The 14,163-nt window shown below is 72.7% G+C and carries 15 protein-coding genes; 8 read left to right on the top strand and 7 right to left on the bottom strand.

Annotated features, from left to right (window positions below):
- The gene (locus tag BLV05_RS28265; protein ID WP_046770805.1) at positions 1 to 1,239 is read left to right on the top strand and encodes an ABC transporter substrate-binding protein; all 1,239 of its coding nucleotides are present in this window, start codon (positions 1 to 3) and stop codon (positions 1,237 to 1,239) included.
- Between the two features lie 6 nt (positions 1,240 to 1,245).
- On the opposite strand, the gene BLV05_RS28260 is transcribed toward BLV05_RS28265, so the two are convergent.
- From BLV05_RS28260 to BLV05_RS28250, 3 genes are read right to left on the bottom strand one after another with little or no spacing between them, the layout of a single operon-like run.
- Positions 1,246 to 4,158 carry an AfsR/SARP family transcriptional regulator gene (locus tag BLV05_RS28260; RefSeq protein WP_172860713.1) on the bottom strand — a complete coding sequence of 971 codons (2,913 nt, stop codon included), beginning with the start codon at positions 4,156 to 4,158 and terminating at the stop codon, positions 1,246 to 1,248.
- A gap of 32 nt (positions 4,159 to 4,190) precedes the next feature.
- On the bottom strand, positions 4,191 to 5,222 hold the full coding sequence (locus BLV05_RS28255) for a nucleoside hydrolase (protein WP_046769679.1): 1,032 nt from the start codon (positions 5,220 to 5,222) through the stop codon (positions 4,191 to 4,193).
- A 58-nt stretch (positions 5,223 to 5,280) separates the two neighbouring features.
- Complete coding sequence (locus tag BLV05_RS28250; protein ID WP_046769678.1) at positions 5,281 to 6,186, bottom strand: LysR family transcriptional regulator; 906 nt, start codon at positions 6,184 to 6,186, stop codon at positions 5,281 to 5,283.
- Positions 6,187 to 6,269: 83 nt separating this feature from the next.
- On the opposite strand from BLV05_RS28250, the gene BLV05_RS28245 reads away from it, so the two are divergent.
- Genes BLV05_RS28245 through BLV05_RS28235 form a run of 3 tightly spaced genes read left to right on the top strand, consistent with a single transcriptional unit; the run spans position 6,270 to position 8,637 of the window.
- Positions 6,270 to 7,532 (top strand): MFS transporter, encoded by a 1,263-nt coding sequence (locus BLV05_RS28245; RefSeq protein WP_082155352.1) that lies wholly within the window; start codon positions 6,270 to 6,272, stop codon positions 7,530 to 7,532.
- On the top strand, positions 7,529 to 8,218 hold the full coding sequence (locus tag BLV05_RS28240; protein WP_046769677.1) for an alpha/beta fold hydrolase: 690 nt from the start codon (positions 7,529 to 7,531) through the stop codon (positions 8,216 to 8,218). Before BLV05_RS28245 ends, BLV05_RS28240 begins: the two co-directional genes overlap by 4 nt.
- A gap of 5 nt (positions 8,219 to 8,223) precedes the next feature.
- Positions 8,224 to 8,637 carry a PPOX class F420-dependent oxidoreductase gene (locus BLV05_RS28235; protein ID WP_046769688.1) on the top strand — a complete coding sequence of 138 codons (414 nt, stop codon included), beginning with the start codon at positions 8,224 to 8,226 and terminating at the stop codon, positions 8,635 to 8,637.
- Here BLV05_RS28235 and BLV05_RS28230 read toward each other — a convergent pair.
- Entirely contained in the window at positions 8,612 to 9,382 is a 771-nt protein-coding gene (locus tag BLV05_RS28230; RefSeq protein ID WP_083421417.1) for a class I SAM-dependent methyltransferase, read from the bottom strand. The two genes, BLV05_RS28235 and BLV05_RS28230, sit on opposite strands and share 26 nt — an antisense overlap.
- Positions 9,383 to 9,455: 73 nt before the next feature.
- Here BLV05_RS28230 and BLV05_RS36170 point away from each other — a divergent pair, with 73 nt between their 5' ends.
- From BLV05_RS36170 to BLV05_RS28215, 4 genes are read left to right on the top strand one after another with little or no spacing between them, the layout of a single operon-like run.
- On the top strand, positions 9,456 to 9,638 hold the full coding sequence (locus BLV05_RS36170; RefSeq protein ID WP_152690826.1) for a hypothetical protein: 183 nt from the start codon (positions 9,456 to 9,458) through the stop codon (positions 9,636 to 9,638).
- A gap of 23 nt (positions 9,639 to 9,661) precedes the next feature.
- Positions 9,662 to 10,339 carry a response regulator transcription factor gene (locus BLV05_RS28225; protein ID WP_197683368.1) on the top strand — a complete coding sequence of 226 codons (678 nt, stop codon included), beginning with the start codon at positions 9,662 to 9,664 and terminating at the stop codon, positions 10,337 to 10,339.
- A gap of 14 nt (positions 10,340 to 10,353) precedes the next feature.
- Entirely contained in the window at positions 10,354 to 11,712 is a 1,359-nt protein-coding gene (locus BLV05_RS28220; RefSeq protein ID WP_197683367.1) for a sensor histidine kinase, read from the top strand.
- A gap of 33 nt (positions 11,713 to 11,745) precedes the next feature.
- Positions 11,746 to 13,146, top strand: a complete 1,401-nt coding sequence (locus tag BLV05_RS28215; RefSeq protein WP_046769673.1) for a ferredoxin reductase family protein — start codon at positions 11,746 to 11,748, stop codon at positions 13,144 to 13,146.
- 83 nt (positions 13,147 to 13,229) lie between these two features.
- Here BLV05_RS28215 and BLV05_RS36715 read toward each other — a convergent pair whose 3' ends face one another.
- The 3 genes from BLV05_RS36715 to BLV05_RS28205 form a co-directional block, all read right to left on the bottom strand.
- Positions 13,230 to 13,400, bottom strand: coding sequence for a hypothetical protein (locus BLV05_RS36715; protein WP_172860711.1), 171 nt, complete (start codon positions 13,398 to 13,400; stop codon positions 13,230 to 13,232).
- 87 nt (positions 13,401 to 13,487) lie between these two features.
- Positions 13,488 to 13,880 (bottom strand): type II toxin-antitoxin system VapC family toxin, encoded by a 393-nt coding sequence (locus BLV05_RS28210; protein ID WP_046769672.1) that lies wholly within the window; start codon positions 13,878 to 13,880, stop codon positions 13,488 to 13,490.
- A gap of 1 nt (position 13,881) precedes the next feature.
- On the bottom strand, positions 13,882 to 14,142 hold the full coding sequence (locus tag BLV05_RS28205; RefSeq protein ID WP_046769687.1) for a type II toxin-antitoxin system Phd/YefM family antitoxin: 261 nt from the start codon (positions 14,140 to 14,142) through the stop codon (positions 13,882 to 13,884).
- Between the last annotated feature and the right edge of the window lie 21 nt (positions 14,143 to 14,163).

Genomic DNA, 14,163 nt, shown 5'->3' with positions numbered 1-14,163 from the left:
ATGATCTCGCTACGACGAGTCGCCGTCCTGTCCCTGGCCGCCGTCCTCCCCGTCGTCGCCGGCTGTACCGGGGACGACGACCGCGCGTCCGACGACGCCCGGGCCGGGTCCGGCGGTTGCGTCACCGAGTACGACGAGGACCAGGACTACTTCCCGGTCAAGACCAGCGCCGAACAGTCCGAGCACTGGAGCATCGAGTACTTCGGCTCGTACAAGGTCATCACCGTCACCGACGGCGAGAACGCCGGCGGCGACGACCTGCGCTACGTGCTGTACCAGTGCGGCACCCCGCAGCCGGAGGCCGACGGCGACCTCGCCGACGCCCTGTTCGTCGAGGTCCCCGTCGACAACGCCTCGGTGACCTCCTTCAACGCCCTCGCGATGGTCGACCGGCTGGGCCGGAACACGTCGATCACCGGACTCAGCGGGCAGCTCCTCGGCAACGGCGAACAGGACGTCTGGTACGCGGGCGTCATCGAGCAGGCCGGCGACCCGCTCCCGATCGGCGAGTACACCGACCTCGACCGCGAGGCGCTGCTCGTCCTCGAGAACGACGTCATCTTCATGTCCGGCTTCGGCGTGGGCTTCGACGACATCACCAACGTCCGCGCCGCGGGCCTGCCCGGCGTCAGCGTCTCCAACCGGCTCGAGCCGCACGCGCTGGCCTCCGCCGAGTGGATCAAGATGATCGGCGCGTTCTACAACGCCGAAGTGGCGGCCAACATGGAGTTCGAGGTCATCCGCGGCCGCTTCAACGAGGTCGTCAAGCGGGTGACGCTCGCCGGCGCGGCGGCGGGCCGGCAGGTCGGCTACGTCTGCGTCGGGGAGGAGTTCTGCGGCGACTTCTTCTACGCGCACGGCGCCGACACCGTCAACGGCCGGCTCCTGACCGCGTTGGGCGCGGAGAACCCGTTCGCCGAGGGCAACACCGAACCCAACGGCAAGCCCTACGACTACGAGGCGGCCCTCGGCGCCGGCGCGGACGCCGACCTCTTCATCAACTACGCGCCGGTGAGCGAACACCTCGCGACGACGGCCGCTGACGAGCGCTACCAGAGCCTCGCTCCGATCGCCGCCGGGAACGTCATCGCCGTCGCGGACGAGAACTTCCAGGAGTGCCGCGCCAAGGGCTACCTCGACGTCGACATCCTGATCAGGGACTACGCCATCGGCCTGGCGCCCGGCCTGTTCCCCGGCGAGCACGGCACCTGCTTCGTCAGAGCCGGCGGCGCTTCTTGAACTCGATCACTCCGTGCGGGATTCCCCCACCTCGTTGCCGGTCAGGCGCTGCTCGAGGCACCCGAGCAGGCCGTCGGCCCAGTGGGTGCGGCCGAGTCCGGCCTGGTCGGCGAGGCGGGTCGCTTCCGCGACGCAGGCGTCGGCGCTGTCGAGGTCACCGCGGGCGCGGTGCGCGTGGGCGAGCTCGATCAGCGCCTCGCAGGTCGCCTGGACGTCGGGCAGGCCGAGCAGGACCTGAAGTGCTGCGGCGGCGGTGTCCTGGCTGTCCTGGCCGGCCAGTCGGCGGGCTCTGGCGAGCAGGACGGTCGACTTCCCGATCCGCCGGTCGGAGCCCATCTCGCGGGCCGCGGCGACCGCCTTCTGGGCGGCGTGGATCGCGTCGGCCGGTCGGTCGCTTCCGAGCCGGATGTAGGTCTCGGCCATCCGGAGCGTGTGTGCGTCGAGGGAGCCGGGTTCGGGCACGTGCAGCTCGCGCGCCGCCGCCAGCGCGTCCCTCGCCTCGTCGAGATCGCCTTGCCGGGCGAGGACTTGGGCGAAGGTGAGCTGGCAGCGGAGCCGCAGGGCGACCGGCTGCGCCTCGACGGCCGCGATGCAGCGGCGGGCGACCTGGACCGCCGTGGCGTAGTCGCCCATCCGTTCGTGCAGGACGGCGAGGTTGTTCAGCATGCCCGCCTCGCCGAACTGGTCGCCCTGCTGCCGCCAGAGTGCGATCGCCCGCTCGGCAGCCGCGCGTGCCTCCGTGAACTGGCCACGACTGGCTAGCATGGTAGCGAGGTTCTGCCACGACGCGGCGACGAAGCGGTCGGCGGCCGGCGGCAGGGGCATGACGGTGACGGCACGGAGGAGCTCCTCGACGTTGTCGTGCCTGCCGCAGCACTCGGTGAGGAGGACGTCGAGGTTGGGTGCCAGCGAGGCCGCCTCGACTGCCTGGTTCTCGTCCGGAGAGGTCAGCGCGTCGCGGGCGAGTCCGGTGAGCAGCGTCAACCGGGGGTGCACCCAGGCGTGCACGTCGCCGCGCTCGGCGAAGACGACGCCGTCGGCCTCGGCGGTGATGGCGGCGACGATCGGCTGGTGTGGGCGGTCGCCGGGGCGGAGCCGGCCGCGGGCGTTGGTGATCGAGGCGATCGCTTGGCGCAGCATCCGCCGCAGGCCGGCGTGGTCGCCGTGCCCCGGGCGGTCGCGCAGGTAGTTCCCGATGAGGCCGTGCCACCGGTAGCACCCGGGCACGCCCGGTTCGAGTAGGCGGACGTCGCTGAGGTGTTCGAGCAGGTCGCGGGCGTCGGGGCGGCCGATCTCCCACAGCGCGGCGGCGGTTTCGACGTCGACGAGGTCGGCCGGGAGGGTGCCGAGGGTGTGGAAGCGGGTGGCGTCGGTGGGGTCGAGGGTGCTGGTGGTGGCGTCGAGGACGGCTTGGACGGAGTGGCCGTCCAGGCGCAGTTCGGCCAGCCGGCCGGGTCCGGTGAGCCGGTCACGCAGGTGCGCGAGCGGCCAGGCCGGGCGGGTGGCGAGGCGGCCGCCGATGATGTGCAGCGCCAGCGGGGAGCCGGCGCAGGCGTGGATGATGGCGGCGGTGGCGTCGGGTTCGGCGGCCAGTCGGGCGGCGCCGGCCAGGGTGGCGAGTAGTTCGTGTGATTCGGCGGTGGTGATGGTGTCGAGGTCGAGGGTGAGGTTGGCCGGGACGGCGATGCGGCGGCGGGTGGTCACCAGGACCGCGCAGTCGCCGGCGCCGGGCAGCAGGTCGGTGATCTGGTCGGCGGAGTGGGCGTCGTCGATGACGACCAGCAGCCGCCGCCTGGCGCAGAGCGAGCGGAACAGGGCGGCGCGGTCGGCCAGCGAGGCGGGGATGTCCGCGCTCGTGGTGCCGAGGTCGCGCAGGAACGTGCCGAGCAGGTCGCGGGCCGGCACGCCGGTGCCGCCGTTGCTGCCCGCGAGGTAGAGCTGCCCGTCGGGGAAGCGGGCGCGGGCCCGGTGGGCGGCCTCGATCACGGTGGTGGTCTTGCCGACGCCGGCGGGTCCGGACACGACGGCGACGCGGACCCGGTCGGCGGGGCGGTCCAGCAGCGCCGCCAGCTCGGCCAGTTCGCGGCGGCGGCCGACGAACGCGGGCGACCCGGCCGGGAGCTGCGCGGGCGGCTCGGCCGTGGCCGCCGGGGGAGCGGCCGGTGCCGCTGGTTCGAGGAGGTGGGGGTCGGTGGCGAGCATCCGCTGGTGCAGCTGGGTGGCCTCGGCGCCGGGGTCGATGCCCAGGCCGTCGCGCAGCACACCGACCAGGTCGGTGAACGTGGACAGTGCCTCGCCTTGGCGGCCGGTGCGATACAGCGCCAGCATCAGGTGGCACCAGGTGCGTTCGCGCCACGGATGCTCCGCGGTGAGGCGGCGCAGCGACGCGATGAACGCCTCGTCGAGGTCGCCCAGGCGCAGCCGCAGCTCGTTGCGCCGTTCGGCGACGTTGAGGATCTCGTCGAGCAGCGCCGGCCGTTCGACCTCGGCGAGCTGGTCCACCCCCAGCCCGGACAGCGGGGCCCCGGTCCACAAATCGAGAGCCTGGCTCAACGCGTCGAGTTCCTCGCGTGGCGAGTCGGTGTCGGTGTCGACGAGGCGGCGGAACCGGTACAGGTCGACCCGGTCCGGGTCCAGCTGCAGCCGCAACCCGTCCCCATGGGCGACGACCGCGTCGCGCCCGATCACCTCCCGCAGCCGGGAGGCGTAGGTCTGGATCGCCCGGCGCGGGCTGGCCGGCAACTCGTCGGGCGACCACAACAACTCCGCGATCACGCCGTAGGACACCGGCACGTTCAACCGCAACGCGAGCGCGGCCAGCACCGCGGCCGGACGGCGGGCCAACGCGACGCGCTCCGTGCCCTGGAGCACCTCGACCGGGCCGCCCAGCAGACGGACGAAAACCTCCGACTCGGGCACAGCCCCGAGACTACCGGCGGCCCCCTGGCAGGTCAGAGGTTGCCGTTGAGCGTGTTCAGGAAGCGTTGCTCGAAGTCCACGGCGTTCGCCGCGGTCGCGAACACGACCGGCCGGCCGGTGCGCGAGAGCACGGTGCGCCCCGCCTGCGGGCCGGTGGTGACGACGTCGAGGCGCCCCGTCTCGAAGGAGACGATCCCGCGGTGGATGACGCTCATCGCGGTCAGCGGGTCCCACCAGGACATGATTCCGAGCTCGATCAGCGGCGTGACCTCGGGGTGGCTGACCAGCCCGAACACGATCTCGGCTGCGGTCGTCCGGCCTTCGGCGCCCAGCACCTGGACGAACTGCGGCGTGATCGGCACGTCGTTGGTGGCGTCGAGCGGGACCAGCCGGGCCAGGCTGCGCAGCGCCGCCCGGGAGGCGGGTGGGTCGATCCAGTAGTTGAACTCCTGGCTCCCGTCGAACTCAGGAGGCGTGCCACAGCACAGGTTGCCGGTCACCCGTACAGCCCCGCCCATCGACGTGACGCGGTCCGGTCCCAGCCGGGCCGCGGCGACGTTGGACAGCGGGCCGGTGGCGATCACATGGGCCGACGGCTCCCGGGCCACGATCTGGCGGATCAGCTCGGACGCGCGGATCCGGGACGGCGCCTCGCTCGCGGTGCAGCCGGCGAGGACGTCCTCGAAGACCCGGTCGAAGGTCTGGCGCAGTTCGTCGGGGAAGGCGTTGGGCGCCGTGTCCGATCCGTCGGCCACCCGGACGTCGTCCAGCCCGAGCCGCTGCACCAGGCAGCGGGCGTGCCGGATCGCCCGTCCGGGCAGGCCGTTGCCGTTGTTCGTCACGGTGACGGCCTGGAGGTCGATGCGGCCGAGCCGGTCCTCCTGGGCGAGGTAGGCCAGCGTCGCCGCGTCGTCGAAGTCCATGTCCGAGTCGAAGATCACGACCGGTGGACGGTGGTCGGTCGCGGCCGCGGTGTCCGCGTGGCCGGCGACCGGGGCTGAGGTCAGCGCGGCCGCCAGGACCAGCGCTGAGGCGAGACGGGTGAGGGTGCGGCTCGTGGCCACGGCGGGGTCCTCTCGTCGACGTGGTGCGATTGTGTCCGGCCCCGTCTTCACCCCGGCTTCATGACGGCTTCACCGCCGCGTCGGCCAGCTCGGTGGCGGCTTCGACGGCGATGTCGACGGCGCGGGCGGCGAGTGGTGATCGGGTGCGTCCGGCCGGCCAGTGCAGGTACAGCTCGCGGGCGGGTGACGGCCGCAGCGGGTGGATGGCGAGCCGGTCGTCGGACCAGGCGTCGGCCGAGTGAAGGGCGAGCCACGGCAGCACGGCCGAGCCGATGCCCGCCCGCACCATCGACAGGATGGTGTCGTGGCCGGCGGTCCGGAACACGATCCGTGGCCGTGCGCCGTTGCCGGCGAGCGTCCGCTCCAGCCATCGCTGGTGGTAGGTGGGAGGCCAGGCGACCATCGGAGCGTCGTCGAGCAGCTTCACCGGCGCCGGGCCGTCGGGAAAGTCGCCTGGGCGGGCGATCAGGAGGTACTGCTCGTCGAGCAGCTTGACGTGCTGGACGTCGCCGTCGATGCGGCCGTCGTGGAACAGCAGGTCGAGGTCGCCGAGCTGCGGATGCTCCGGTTCCACCTCGGAGAGCCTGATGTCGCAGTCGGGGTGCTCGCTGCGCAGCCGGCGGATGACGGCCGGCAGGATCAGGTTGGACACGCTCTGGAAGGTGCCGATGTCGATGCGGCCGTTGCCCGCCCTGAAGCGTTCGACGGCGTCGGTCAGCGCCGCCGCCCTCGTGAGCAGCTCGTGGCCGTGGGCCAGCACCACCTCGCCCAGGGGAGTGATCCGGACCGGCCTCGGGCCGCCGGGCCGGTCGAAGACGGCGCCGCCGAGGGCCCGCTCGAGCGCGGCGATCTGCTGGCTCACCGACGACTGGGTGTAGCCGAGCCGGGCCGCCGCTCGGCCGAAGGTTCCTTCCTCGGCGATGGCGGCCATGGTCCTCAGGTGCCGCAGCTCGACGTCAGCCACACGCCATAGCATAGCCAACGGCGATCGACTCGATCGGAAACCATCGCTTTTCACGATGCGCCTGCGCGCCTAGCGTCGTCGGCATGACCACCTACGACGTACCGACCCTGGCGGCGCCGCCGGCCGGACGCCGGCCGTCCCGCCGGCCGTCCCGCCGGCCGTCCCGCCGGCGTCTGGACCTGCCGGACCTGGTCTGGGCACTGGCGGCGACTCAGCTCGTGAGCCGGGCCGGCGGCCTCGTGCGCTCGTTCCTCGTGCTCTACCTGACGCAGGAGCAGGACCTCTCGCCCGCGACCGCGGGTGCCGTGGTCGCGGCGGTGGGGGTCGGCGACATCGGGTCCCAGCTCCTCGGCGGCTGGCTGGGCGACCGTATCGGCCGGCGCCACACCATGCTGGTGGGGTTCCTGGGGACCGCCGTCGCGCTCATCGCCCTCGGCTCGGCGGACACCATGCCGGCGATCTGGGCGGCGGCCGTCGGCGTCGGACTGACGACGGAGCTGTTCCGCCCGGCCGGGTCCGCGGCGGTGGCCGACCTCCCGCCGCGGCAGCGGGTCCGGGCTTTCGGACTGCTCTTCTGGGCGGCCAACCTCGGCTTCTCGGTCGCCACGGTCACGGCCGGGACGCTGGCCCAGAGCGGCTACGACCTGCTGTTCTGGATCAACGCCACCACCTCGGTCGTCGCGGCGCTGATCGTCTGGCGCCGCGTGCCGGAGACTCGTCGGCCGACGTCGACGCAGAACCGGCGCGCGCTGCTGCCGGTGCTCCTCCGCGACCGGCCGATGCTCGCCATGATGGGGATCAACGTCGCCTACTTCACCCTGTTCCTCCAGACGTTCGCGACGCTGCCGCTCGTCATGTCGGCCGACGGCCACGGCCCGGCGACGTACGGGGCGGTGCTGGCGCTGAACGGCATCGCCATCGTCGTCCTGCAGCCGCTCGCGGTACGGCTGCTCGCCGGCCGGGACCAGAGCACGGTGCTGGCCGTCTCGATGGTGCTGGTGGGCCTCGGCGGCGGCCTCGGCGCCGTCGTCTCCAGTGGCGCCGGCTACGCCGGATCGGTCGTCGTCTGGACCCTCGGCCAGATCGGCGTCGCCGTCATGTTCGGCGCCACCTTCGCCGGCCTCGCACCGGCGGACCTGCGCGGCAGGTACATGGGCGTCGCCTCCACCACGTGGAGCATCGGCGCCGTGTTCGGGCCGCTGGCCGGCACCCTCCTTCTCGACCATGCCGGACGCACCACGCTCGGCGCGGCGTGCGTGATCACCGGGATCGCGCTCTTCGCCGGCCAGCAGGCGCTCGGTCCGACGCTGCGCTCTCATATCTCGACGAAAGGGAACCCGACATGAGCACCTTCGCACTGATCCACGGCGCCGGAGACGGCGGCTGGTACTGGCACCTGGTCGCCGCCGAGCTCCGTCGCCGCGGCCATGACGTGGTCGCCCCCGACCTCCCGGCCGGCGACGAGTCGGCGACCCTCACCAACTACGCCGATGCGGTCGTCGAGGCATCCGGCGGCCGGGCGGGCGTCGTCGTCGTGGGCCAGTCGTACGGAGCCTTCACCGCACCTCTGGTCGCCGAGCGGCTCGCCGCCGACGCGTTGATCCTGGTCGCCGGCATGATCCCGGCCCCGGGCGAGTCACCGGACGCCTGGTGGTCCGCCACCGGATACAGCGGCGCGGTACGCGAGCAGGCCGCGCGGGACGGCGGCCTGACCGGCGACCCGGACCCGTACGTCAGCTTCTACCACGACGTGCCGCGTGAGCTGGCCACGGAGGCGATGAGCAGGGAGCGGGCGCACCCGTCGCAGGCCTCGATGGCCGCTCCGTGGCCGCTGGAGACGTGGCCGGACGTGCCGACCAGGTTCGTGCTGTGCCGTGACGATCGCTTCTTCCCGCCGGACTTCTTCCGGCGGCTGGTGGCCGACCGCCTCGGCATCGTGCCCGACGAGATCGCCGGCGGCCACTGCGTGGCCCTCAGCCGGCCCGAAGAGCTGGCCGACCTCCTCGAAGGCCGGAAGGAGACACACCCATGACCACCATGACCGACGACGAGTGGCGGTCCTTCGTCGCAGCGGGAACGAGGCTGGCCCACGTCGCCCTCACCCGCCCCGACGGACGACCCCACGTCACCCCCGTCTGCTTCGTCCTCGACGGCGACGAGCTCGCCTTCGCGCTCTCGCCCGGGAGCGTCAAAGGCAGGAGCCTGGCTCGAGACGGACGCGTCGCGCTCTGCATCAGCGACGAGAACCAGCCCTACGGCTTCGTGACCATCGAAGGAGAGGCGCGAATCTCCGCCGAACCCGACCAGATCAGACACGTCGCCGCAGGCATCGCCGGCCGCTACTACCCGGGCCAGCCCGCGGACGCGGTGGCCGATTCCTTCGTCCACGAAGGTTTCACCGCGGTCCGGATCACCATCACCCACGTCATCGCCCGCTCCGGTCTCGGCTGATCGGAGCCCTTCGGCGGAGGACGTACTGGGCGAAGATGCCGTCGTCGGTGTAGGTGGCGTCCTCGATGGTGAAGCCGGCCCGCAGCATCATCGGCTCCAGCAGCCAGGTGAAGGTCGAGTGCTCATCGCGGACGTGTTCCTCCAGGTCCGCCCGGTTCCACCGGTCCGCGTCGCCGGTACCGGCGACGGCATCGACGTCGGCACTGGCGCACCAGGCCTCCAGCCGCTCACCGGCGTCGGCCGGGTCGAAGCTGTAGACGACGTCCCACAGGCGGAGCACACCGCCGGGCCGCAGCATGGAGGCGAGCCGAGACAGCGCGATCGCCTTCCAGAAGTCCGGCAGGTGGTGCAGCGCGTACCGCGAATAGACGAGGTCCGCCGGCGGGCCGTCGTGCTCGTAGGTGAGGAACCCGGCCTGCACGACCAGGACGTTCGACAGCCGGGCGTGAGCGAGGTTGGACCGGAGCGCGGCGAGCATCGCCGGTGACACGTCCACGGCGATCACGCGGGCACAGACGGGAGCCACGGCGAGGGTGAACTGGCCGGTTCCCGGACCGAACTCGACGACGACGGAGTCGCGGGTCAGGCCGAGCCGCCGGCACAGCCGGACCTCGTCGGAAGCGCGGGCGTCCTCCTTGACGTCGTAGCGGGCGACGTGGTCGCGGTCGAGGTTCTCGCGACCCGCGTTCGCGACCTCGTCCAGCAGCCACCCGGGCCGCCGCCCGACTCCACCGTCAGCCGTCATGACGTTCATTCTGCCTGCGAGCGAGCGGGCCGGTTCTTATAGCGTTCACAGAAAGGCGACCCAGACTCCAGAGATGACCGAATCGAGATCGAGGACGGCCCACAACCTCGGCTGGTTGTTCGCGACCGCGGTGGTGGCCGTGTTCGCCGTCGGGTTCCAGCTCAACCTTCCGCCGGGTGAGCAGAAGGACGGTGCGCCGCCCGCGGCCGCGGAGGAGCAGACCGAGCAGACCGGGACGCCCGGCGAGAGCGGGTGAGGGTCGGCCGGCCGGAGCTCGCCGTGACCCTGCCCGAGGTGCTGGTCGTCGACGACGACCACGGCGTGCGCGGGGCGCTGCGGCACGGTCTGGCGCTGGAGGACTTCCGGGTCCGCGAGGTGGAGACCGGCGAGGCCGGGCTGGCCGCCGTGGCCGAGCGGATGCCGGACGTGATCCTGCTCGATGTCGCGCTGCCGGGCGTGAACGGCGTCGAGGTCGTGGCCCGGCTGCGTCGCGACGGCCGGACGCTGCCGGTCTGCATGCTGTCGGCGCGCGACGAGGTCGACGACCGCGTCGCCGGGCTGGCCGCGGGGGCCGACGACTATGTCGTCAAACCGTTCTCGATCGGCGAGCTGGCGGCCCGGCTGCACGCGCTGGTCCGGCTGCACCGCGTCAGGTTCGACCGGCCCCTGGCGGTGGGCGAGCTGACGGTCGACTTCGACACCCGCACGGTCCGCCGCCGCGGGCGCGACCTCGACGTGACGATGCGCGAGTTCGACTTGCTGCTGGCGTTCGCGCGGCATCCGGGGCAGATCCTCAGCCGTGACCAGCTGCTCCAGCAGGTGTGGGGCTACACGTGGGACGTCGACAGCAATGTCGTCGACGTGTTCGTCGGCTATCTGCGCAAGAAGCTGGAGGCGACGGGGGAGCCGCGGCTGCTGCACACCGTCCGAGGCGTCGGGTTCGTGTTGCGGCCGTGAGGACGCCGCGCAGCTTGCGTGCGCAGCTCAGCATCAGCGCGGCCGTGCTGGTGCTGGTGATCGTCGCGCTGGCCGGCGTGCTGGTCGCGCTGCGGATGGACGCCCGCGACCGCGCCGAAGTCGATCGGCAGCTCGCCGACCGGCTCGACCGGGTCGAGGTCGACGTGACGAAGCTGCTCGCCGGTGACGAGCACGACGAGCCACCTGCGCCGGACGGCACCGACGGCTACGGGGGACTGCTGGCCGGCAGCGACTCGCTCACCCGGGTGCTCGACGGCGCCGAGGTGCTGGTGCAGCGCGGCCAGCTCCCGGCCGCGCCGGTGCCGGCGCCGGCGCCGGCGGCGGACGGCTACTCGACCGTCGAGATCGACGGCGCGCCATGGCGCTCGCTCGTGACCACGACGGCCGACGGCGAGCTGCGGCTGCAGGTCCTGCAGAGCCTCGCGCCGGTCGAGGACCGGCGCACCGCCAACACCTGGCTGGTCGCCGGGGTGACGGTCGCGGCGACGGCGCTCGCGGCGGCCGGCGGCTGGCTGGTCGCGCGGCTCGTGCTGCACCCGCTGGACCGGCTGCGGCGCGGGCTGCAGACCGTCAGAGCCGACCGCGACGTCAGCCACCGGCTCCCGACGGTGGTCCGCCCGCAGGAGGTCTCCGAGCTCTCCGCCACTCTCAACGACATGCTGGAACGGCTGCAGCGCGGCATGTTCGCCACCCGCCGGTTCACCGCCGACGCCGGCCACGAGCTGCGCACCCCGCTGGCGAGTCTGGGCAGCTACCTCGAGACGCTGCGGCGCTACCCGTCGGTCCCGCCGGAGCAGCGCCGGCAGCTGCTCGAGGCGGCCGCCGCCGAGCACCGTCGCGTCGTCTCGCTCCTCGACGGCCTGCAGACGCTTGCCCGCGGCGACGCCGCGATCCCTGGCGGCGAGCCGGTCGACCTCGCCGACCTGGCCGCCGACGCCGTGAGCCGAGCCGCCCGCCGGCATCCCGGCGGCACCGTCCGGCTGCGTGCAGACGCACCCGCCGACGCCACCGTCATCGGCTGGCCGGACGGGCTGCGGCTCGCTCTGGACAATCTGATCGACAACGCCGCCAAGCACGGCCGCCCCGGCGGCACCGTCGTGGTCTCGGTGAGCGTGGACGGCGACCGGCTCGCGCTCGCCGTCGAGGACGACGGCCCCGGCCTCCCCGCGGAGCACCGCGACGCCGTCCGGCAGCGGTTCGCCCGCGGCCCGCACCCCCGCGTCGACGGCTCCGGCCTCGGCCTGGCGCTGGTCGAGCAGCAGGCCGGCTTGTCCGGCGGCGCCCTGCTGCTGGGGGACGGCCCGGCCGGTGGTCTGGCCGCGACGCTGCTGCTGCCCCGAGCGGGCTCTTAAGGGCGTCACAAGAACGCCGCTCACGCTGGAGGCATGGCAGAGACCGTCCTCTTCCCGCCGCCCGTCCGGCGGCGCCGGCTCCGGCCGCGAAAGCCGCCGGCGGTGCGCTGGGCCGACCTCCTGGTGCTGCTCGTGGTCGCCAGTCTCGTCGTCCCGTGCTGGATGTGGGTGCGCAACGGCGGGGTCGTCCAGCTCGCCTACCCGCAGTACCTGGCCAGCTCGATCGGGCTGATCACCGGCCTGGTGTCGTCGGACCTCATGGTCGTCCAGGTGCTGCTGATGGCCCGGATCCCATGGGTCGAGCGGGCCTGGGGCCACGACGTGCTCACCCACCGGCACCGGACCGTCGGCTATTGGTCGTTCTGGCTGATGATGGCGCACGTCCTCGCGTTCGCGATCGAGCGGACCCAGCGGACGACCGACCCGCTCGGTGCGCTGTGGGCGGTGTTCGTCACCGACCCGTGGATGCTGTGGGCCAGCATCGGCACGATCATGCTGATCGCCGTCGTCGTGACGTCGATCCGGCTGGCCCGCGTGCGGCTTCGCTACGAGTCGTGGCACCTCATCCACCTGTACGCCTACCTCGGCATGACGTTCGGGCTGCCGCACCAGATCCTCGACGGCACGCACTTCCACGGCTTCTGGACGCAGGTGTACTGGTGGGGGATCTACGGCGTGGCGCTGGCAGCGGTCCTGGTCTGGCGGGTGGGGCTGCCGGCCTGGCGGTCGGCCTATCACGGGTTGCGGGTCACAGGCGTTCGGGCCGAGACGCCGGGCGTCTACACCGTCACGATGGCCGGCCGGCGGCTGGACCTGCTGCGCGCGCGGTCCGGCCAGTTCTTCGTCTGGCGGTTCCGCGACGGGCCCGGCTGGACCCGCGGCAACCCGTACACCATCTCCGACGCGCCCCGCCCGGAGCGGCTGCGCGTCACGATCCAGGCCGTCGGCGACGGCAGCGCCCGTGTGGCGGCCCTGGAACCGGGCACCCGCGCGCTGATCGAGGGCCCGTATGGCACGATGACCGCCGAACGCCGCCGCAACCCGCGGATGCTGCTCATCGCCGCCGGTGTCGGCATCACCCCCATGCGCGGCCTGCTGGAGGACACGCCGTTCGAACCCGGCGAGGCGACGCTGCTCTTCCGCTACTCCGCCGAGCAGCACGCCATCTTCCGCGCCGAGTTGGACGACCTCGCCGCCCGGCGCGGCGTCCGGCTGCTCCACCTGCCGGGTCCCCGCCGTACGTCCGGGTCGTGGCTGCCGGACGGGCTCGGCGACGGCACCGACGCCGAGCTGCTGCGCCGGCTCGTCCCCGACCTCACCGTCAGCGACATCTACGTCTGCGGCCCGCCCGGCTGGATCCGCGCCGTCCGCAAGTCGGCCGTCGCCGCCGGCGCACGGCAGCACCAGATCCACTCCGAAGACTTCGCCTGGTAACCCGAAACCCGAGAGGACCCTTCATGCGCAAAGATCGTCATATCCGCCGTCGTCCTGCTGGCCGCCGTCATCCTGGTCGGCGCCTACCAACTCAGCGTCTCCGGCTCTTCCGGCGCCGGCGGTGAGGGCGAGGGGGATCCCGCTCCCGTCACCTGTCCGACGCCGTCGGCGTCGCCCTCGCCGTCCGCCACCACCTCGCCGGACGAGTGCGCCACCGGCGACCGGCCGGCCGGCGAGACCAACGACCAGACCACCGGCAAGCCCGGCGAGGCGCCCAAGGAGTGACCAGGCCGGCCGGCGCTCAGTGGGCATCGGGATCTGAGGCCGATGAGGATGTCTCGTCAGCTCGGAGCGGTGACCGTGACTCCGTTGCTCTGCGCGGCCTCCGCCAGGCGCTCGTCGTAGGTCACGATCGTCTCGAGGTCGTCACCGAGCTCGAGGGCGGCGGCGAGATGGACGGCGTCGAGCGTGCGCAGCAGCCTCGGGTCGAGCCGTCCTGCTTCCTCGAACGTGGAGGTGGCGAGCTGGATCAGCGTGATCGAGTCGAGCACGGCCCGGGCTTGGACGACGCGATCGGGCGCCGCGCGCCGGACGGCACGCATCAGTTCGGTGCGGGCGAGGTCGCACGACACTGGTGTGCGGTCGGTCTCCTGGAGCCAGGCTCGCAGCGCTGTCGTCTCGGTCTCGGCGACGACGAGCTTCACCAGCGCCGAGGTGTCGAGGTAGTGGGCCACGTCAGAGTCGCTCAGCCCTCATGGCCGCGAGCTCGTCGGACAGGCTCGGGCCGCCTGTGGGCGCGGGAAGATCGCCGAGCCGGCGCCGTGGGGGACGGGCCCGGCCGGCGACGAGCAGTCGTTGCAGCGGTGAGGACGGGATGGCTGAGAGCTGGGCGACGGGGCGCCCGCGATCGGTGATCTGGATGGTCTCACCGGCGGCGGCGTTGGCAACCACCGCGGAAGCGTTCTGCTTCAGCGCTCGGATCCCGACCTCAGTCATGTTCTTCATTGTAGCTCATTC

The organism is Jiangella alkaliphila, assembly GCF_900105925.1.
Lineage (GTDB): Bacteria > Actinomycetota > Actinomycetes > Jiangellales > Jiangellaceae > Jiangella > Jiangella alkaliphila.
Note: the sequence above shows the minus strand (reverse complement) of the source record. Positions and strands in the feature narration are given on the sequence as shown.

Coding starts and splice junctions, on each gene's coding strand:
- BLV05_RS36170 (WP_152690826.1), top strand. CDS start 9,456: ATGACCGAATCGAGATCGAGGACGGCCCACAACCTCGGCTGGTTGTTC.
- BLV05_RS28265 (WP_046770805.1), top strand. CDS start 1: ATGATCTCGCTACGACGAGTCGCCGTCCTGTCCCTGGCCGCCGTCCTC.
- BLV05_RS28235 (WP_046769688.1), top strand. CDS start 8,224: ATGACCGACGACGAGTGGCGGTCCTTCGTCGCAGCGGGAACGAGGCTG.
- BLV05_RS28240 (WP_046769677.1), top strand. CDS start 7,529: ATGAGCACCTTCGCACTGATCCACGGCGCCGGAGACGGCGGCTGGTAC.
- BLV05_RS28230 (WP_083421417.1), bottom strand. CDS start 9,382: ATGACGGCTGACGGTGGAGTCGGGCGGCGGCCCGGGTGGCTGCTGGAC.
- BLV05_RS28215 (WP_046769673.1), top strand. CDS start 11,746: ATGGCAGAGACCGTCCTCTTCCCGCCGCCCGTCCGGCGGCGCCGGCTC.
- BLV05_RS28205 (WP_046769687.1), bottom strand. CDS start 14,142: ATGACTGAGGTCGGGATCCGAGCGCTGAAGCAGAACGCTTCCGCGGTG.
- BLV05_RS28245 (WP_082155352.1), top strand. CDS start 6,270: ATGACCACCTACGACGTACCGACCCTGGCGGCGCCGCCGGCCGGACGC.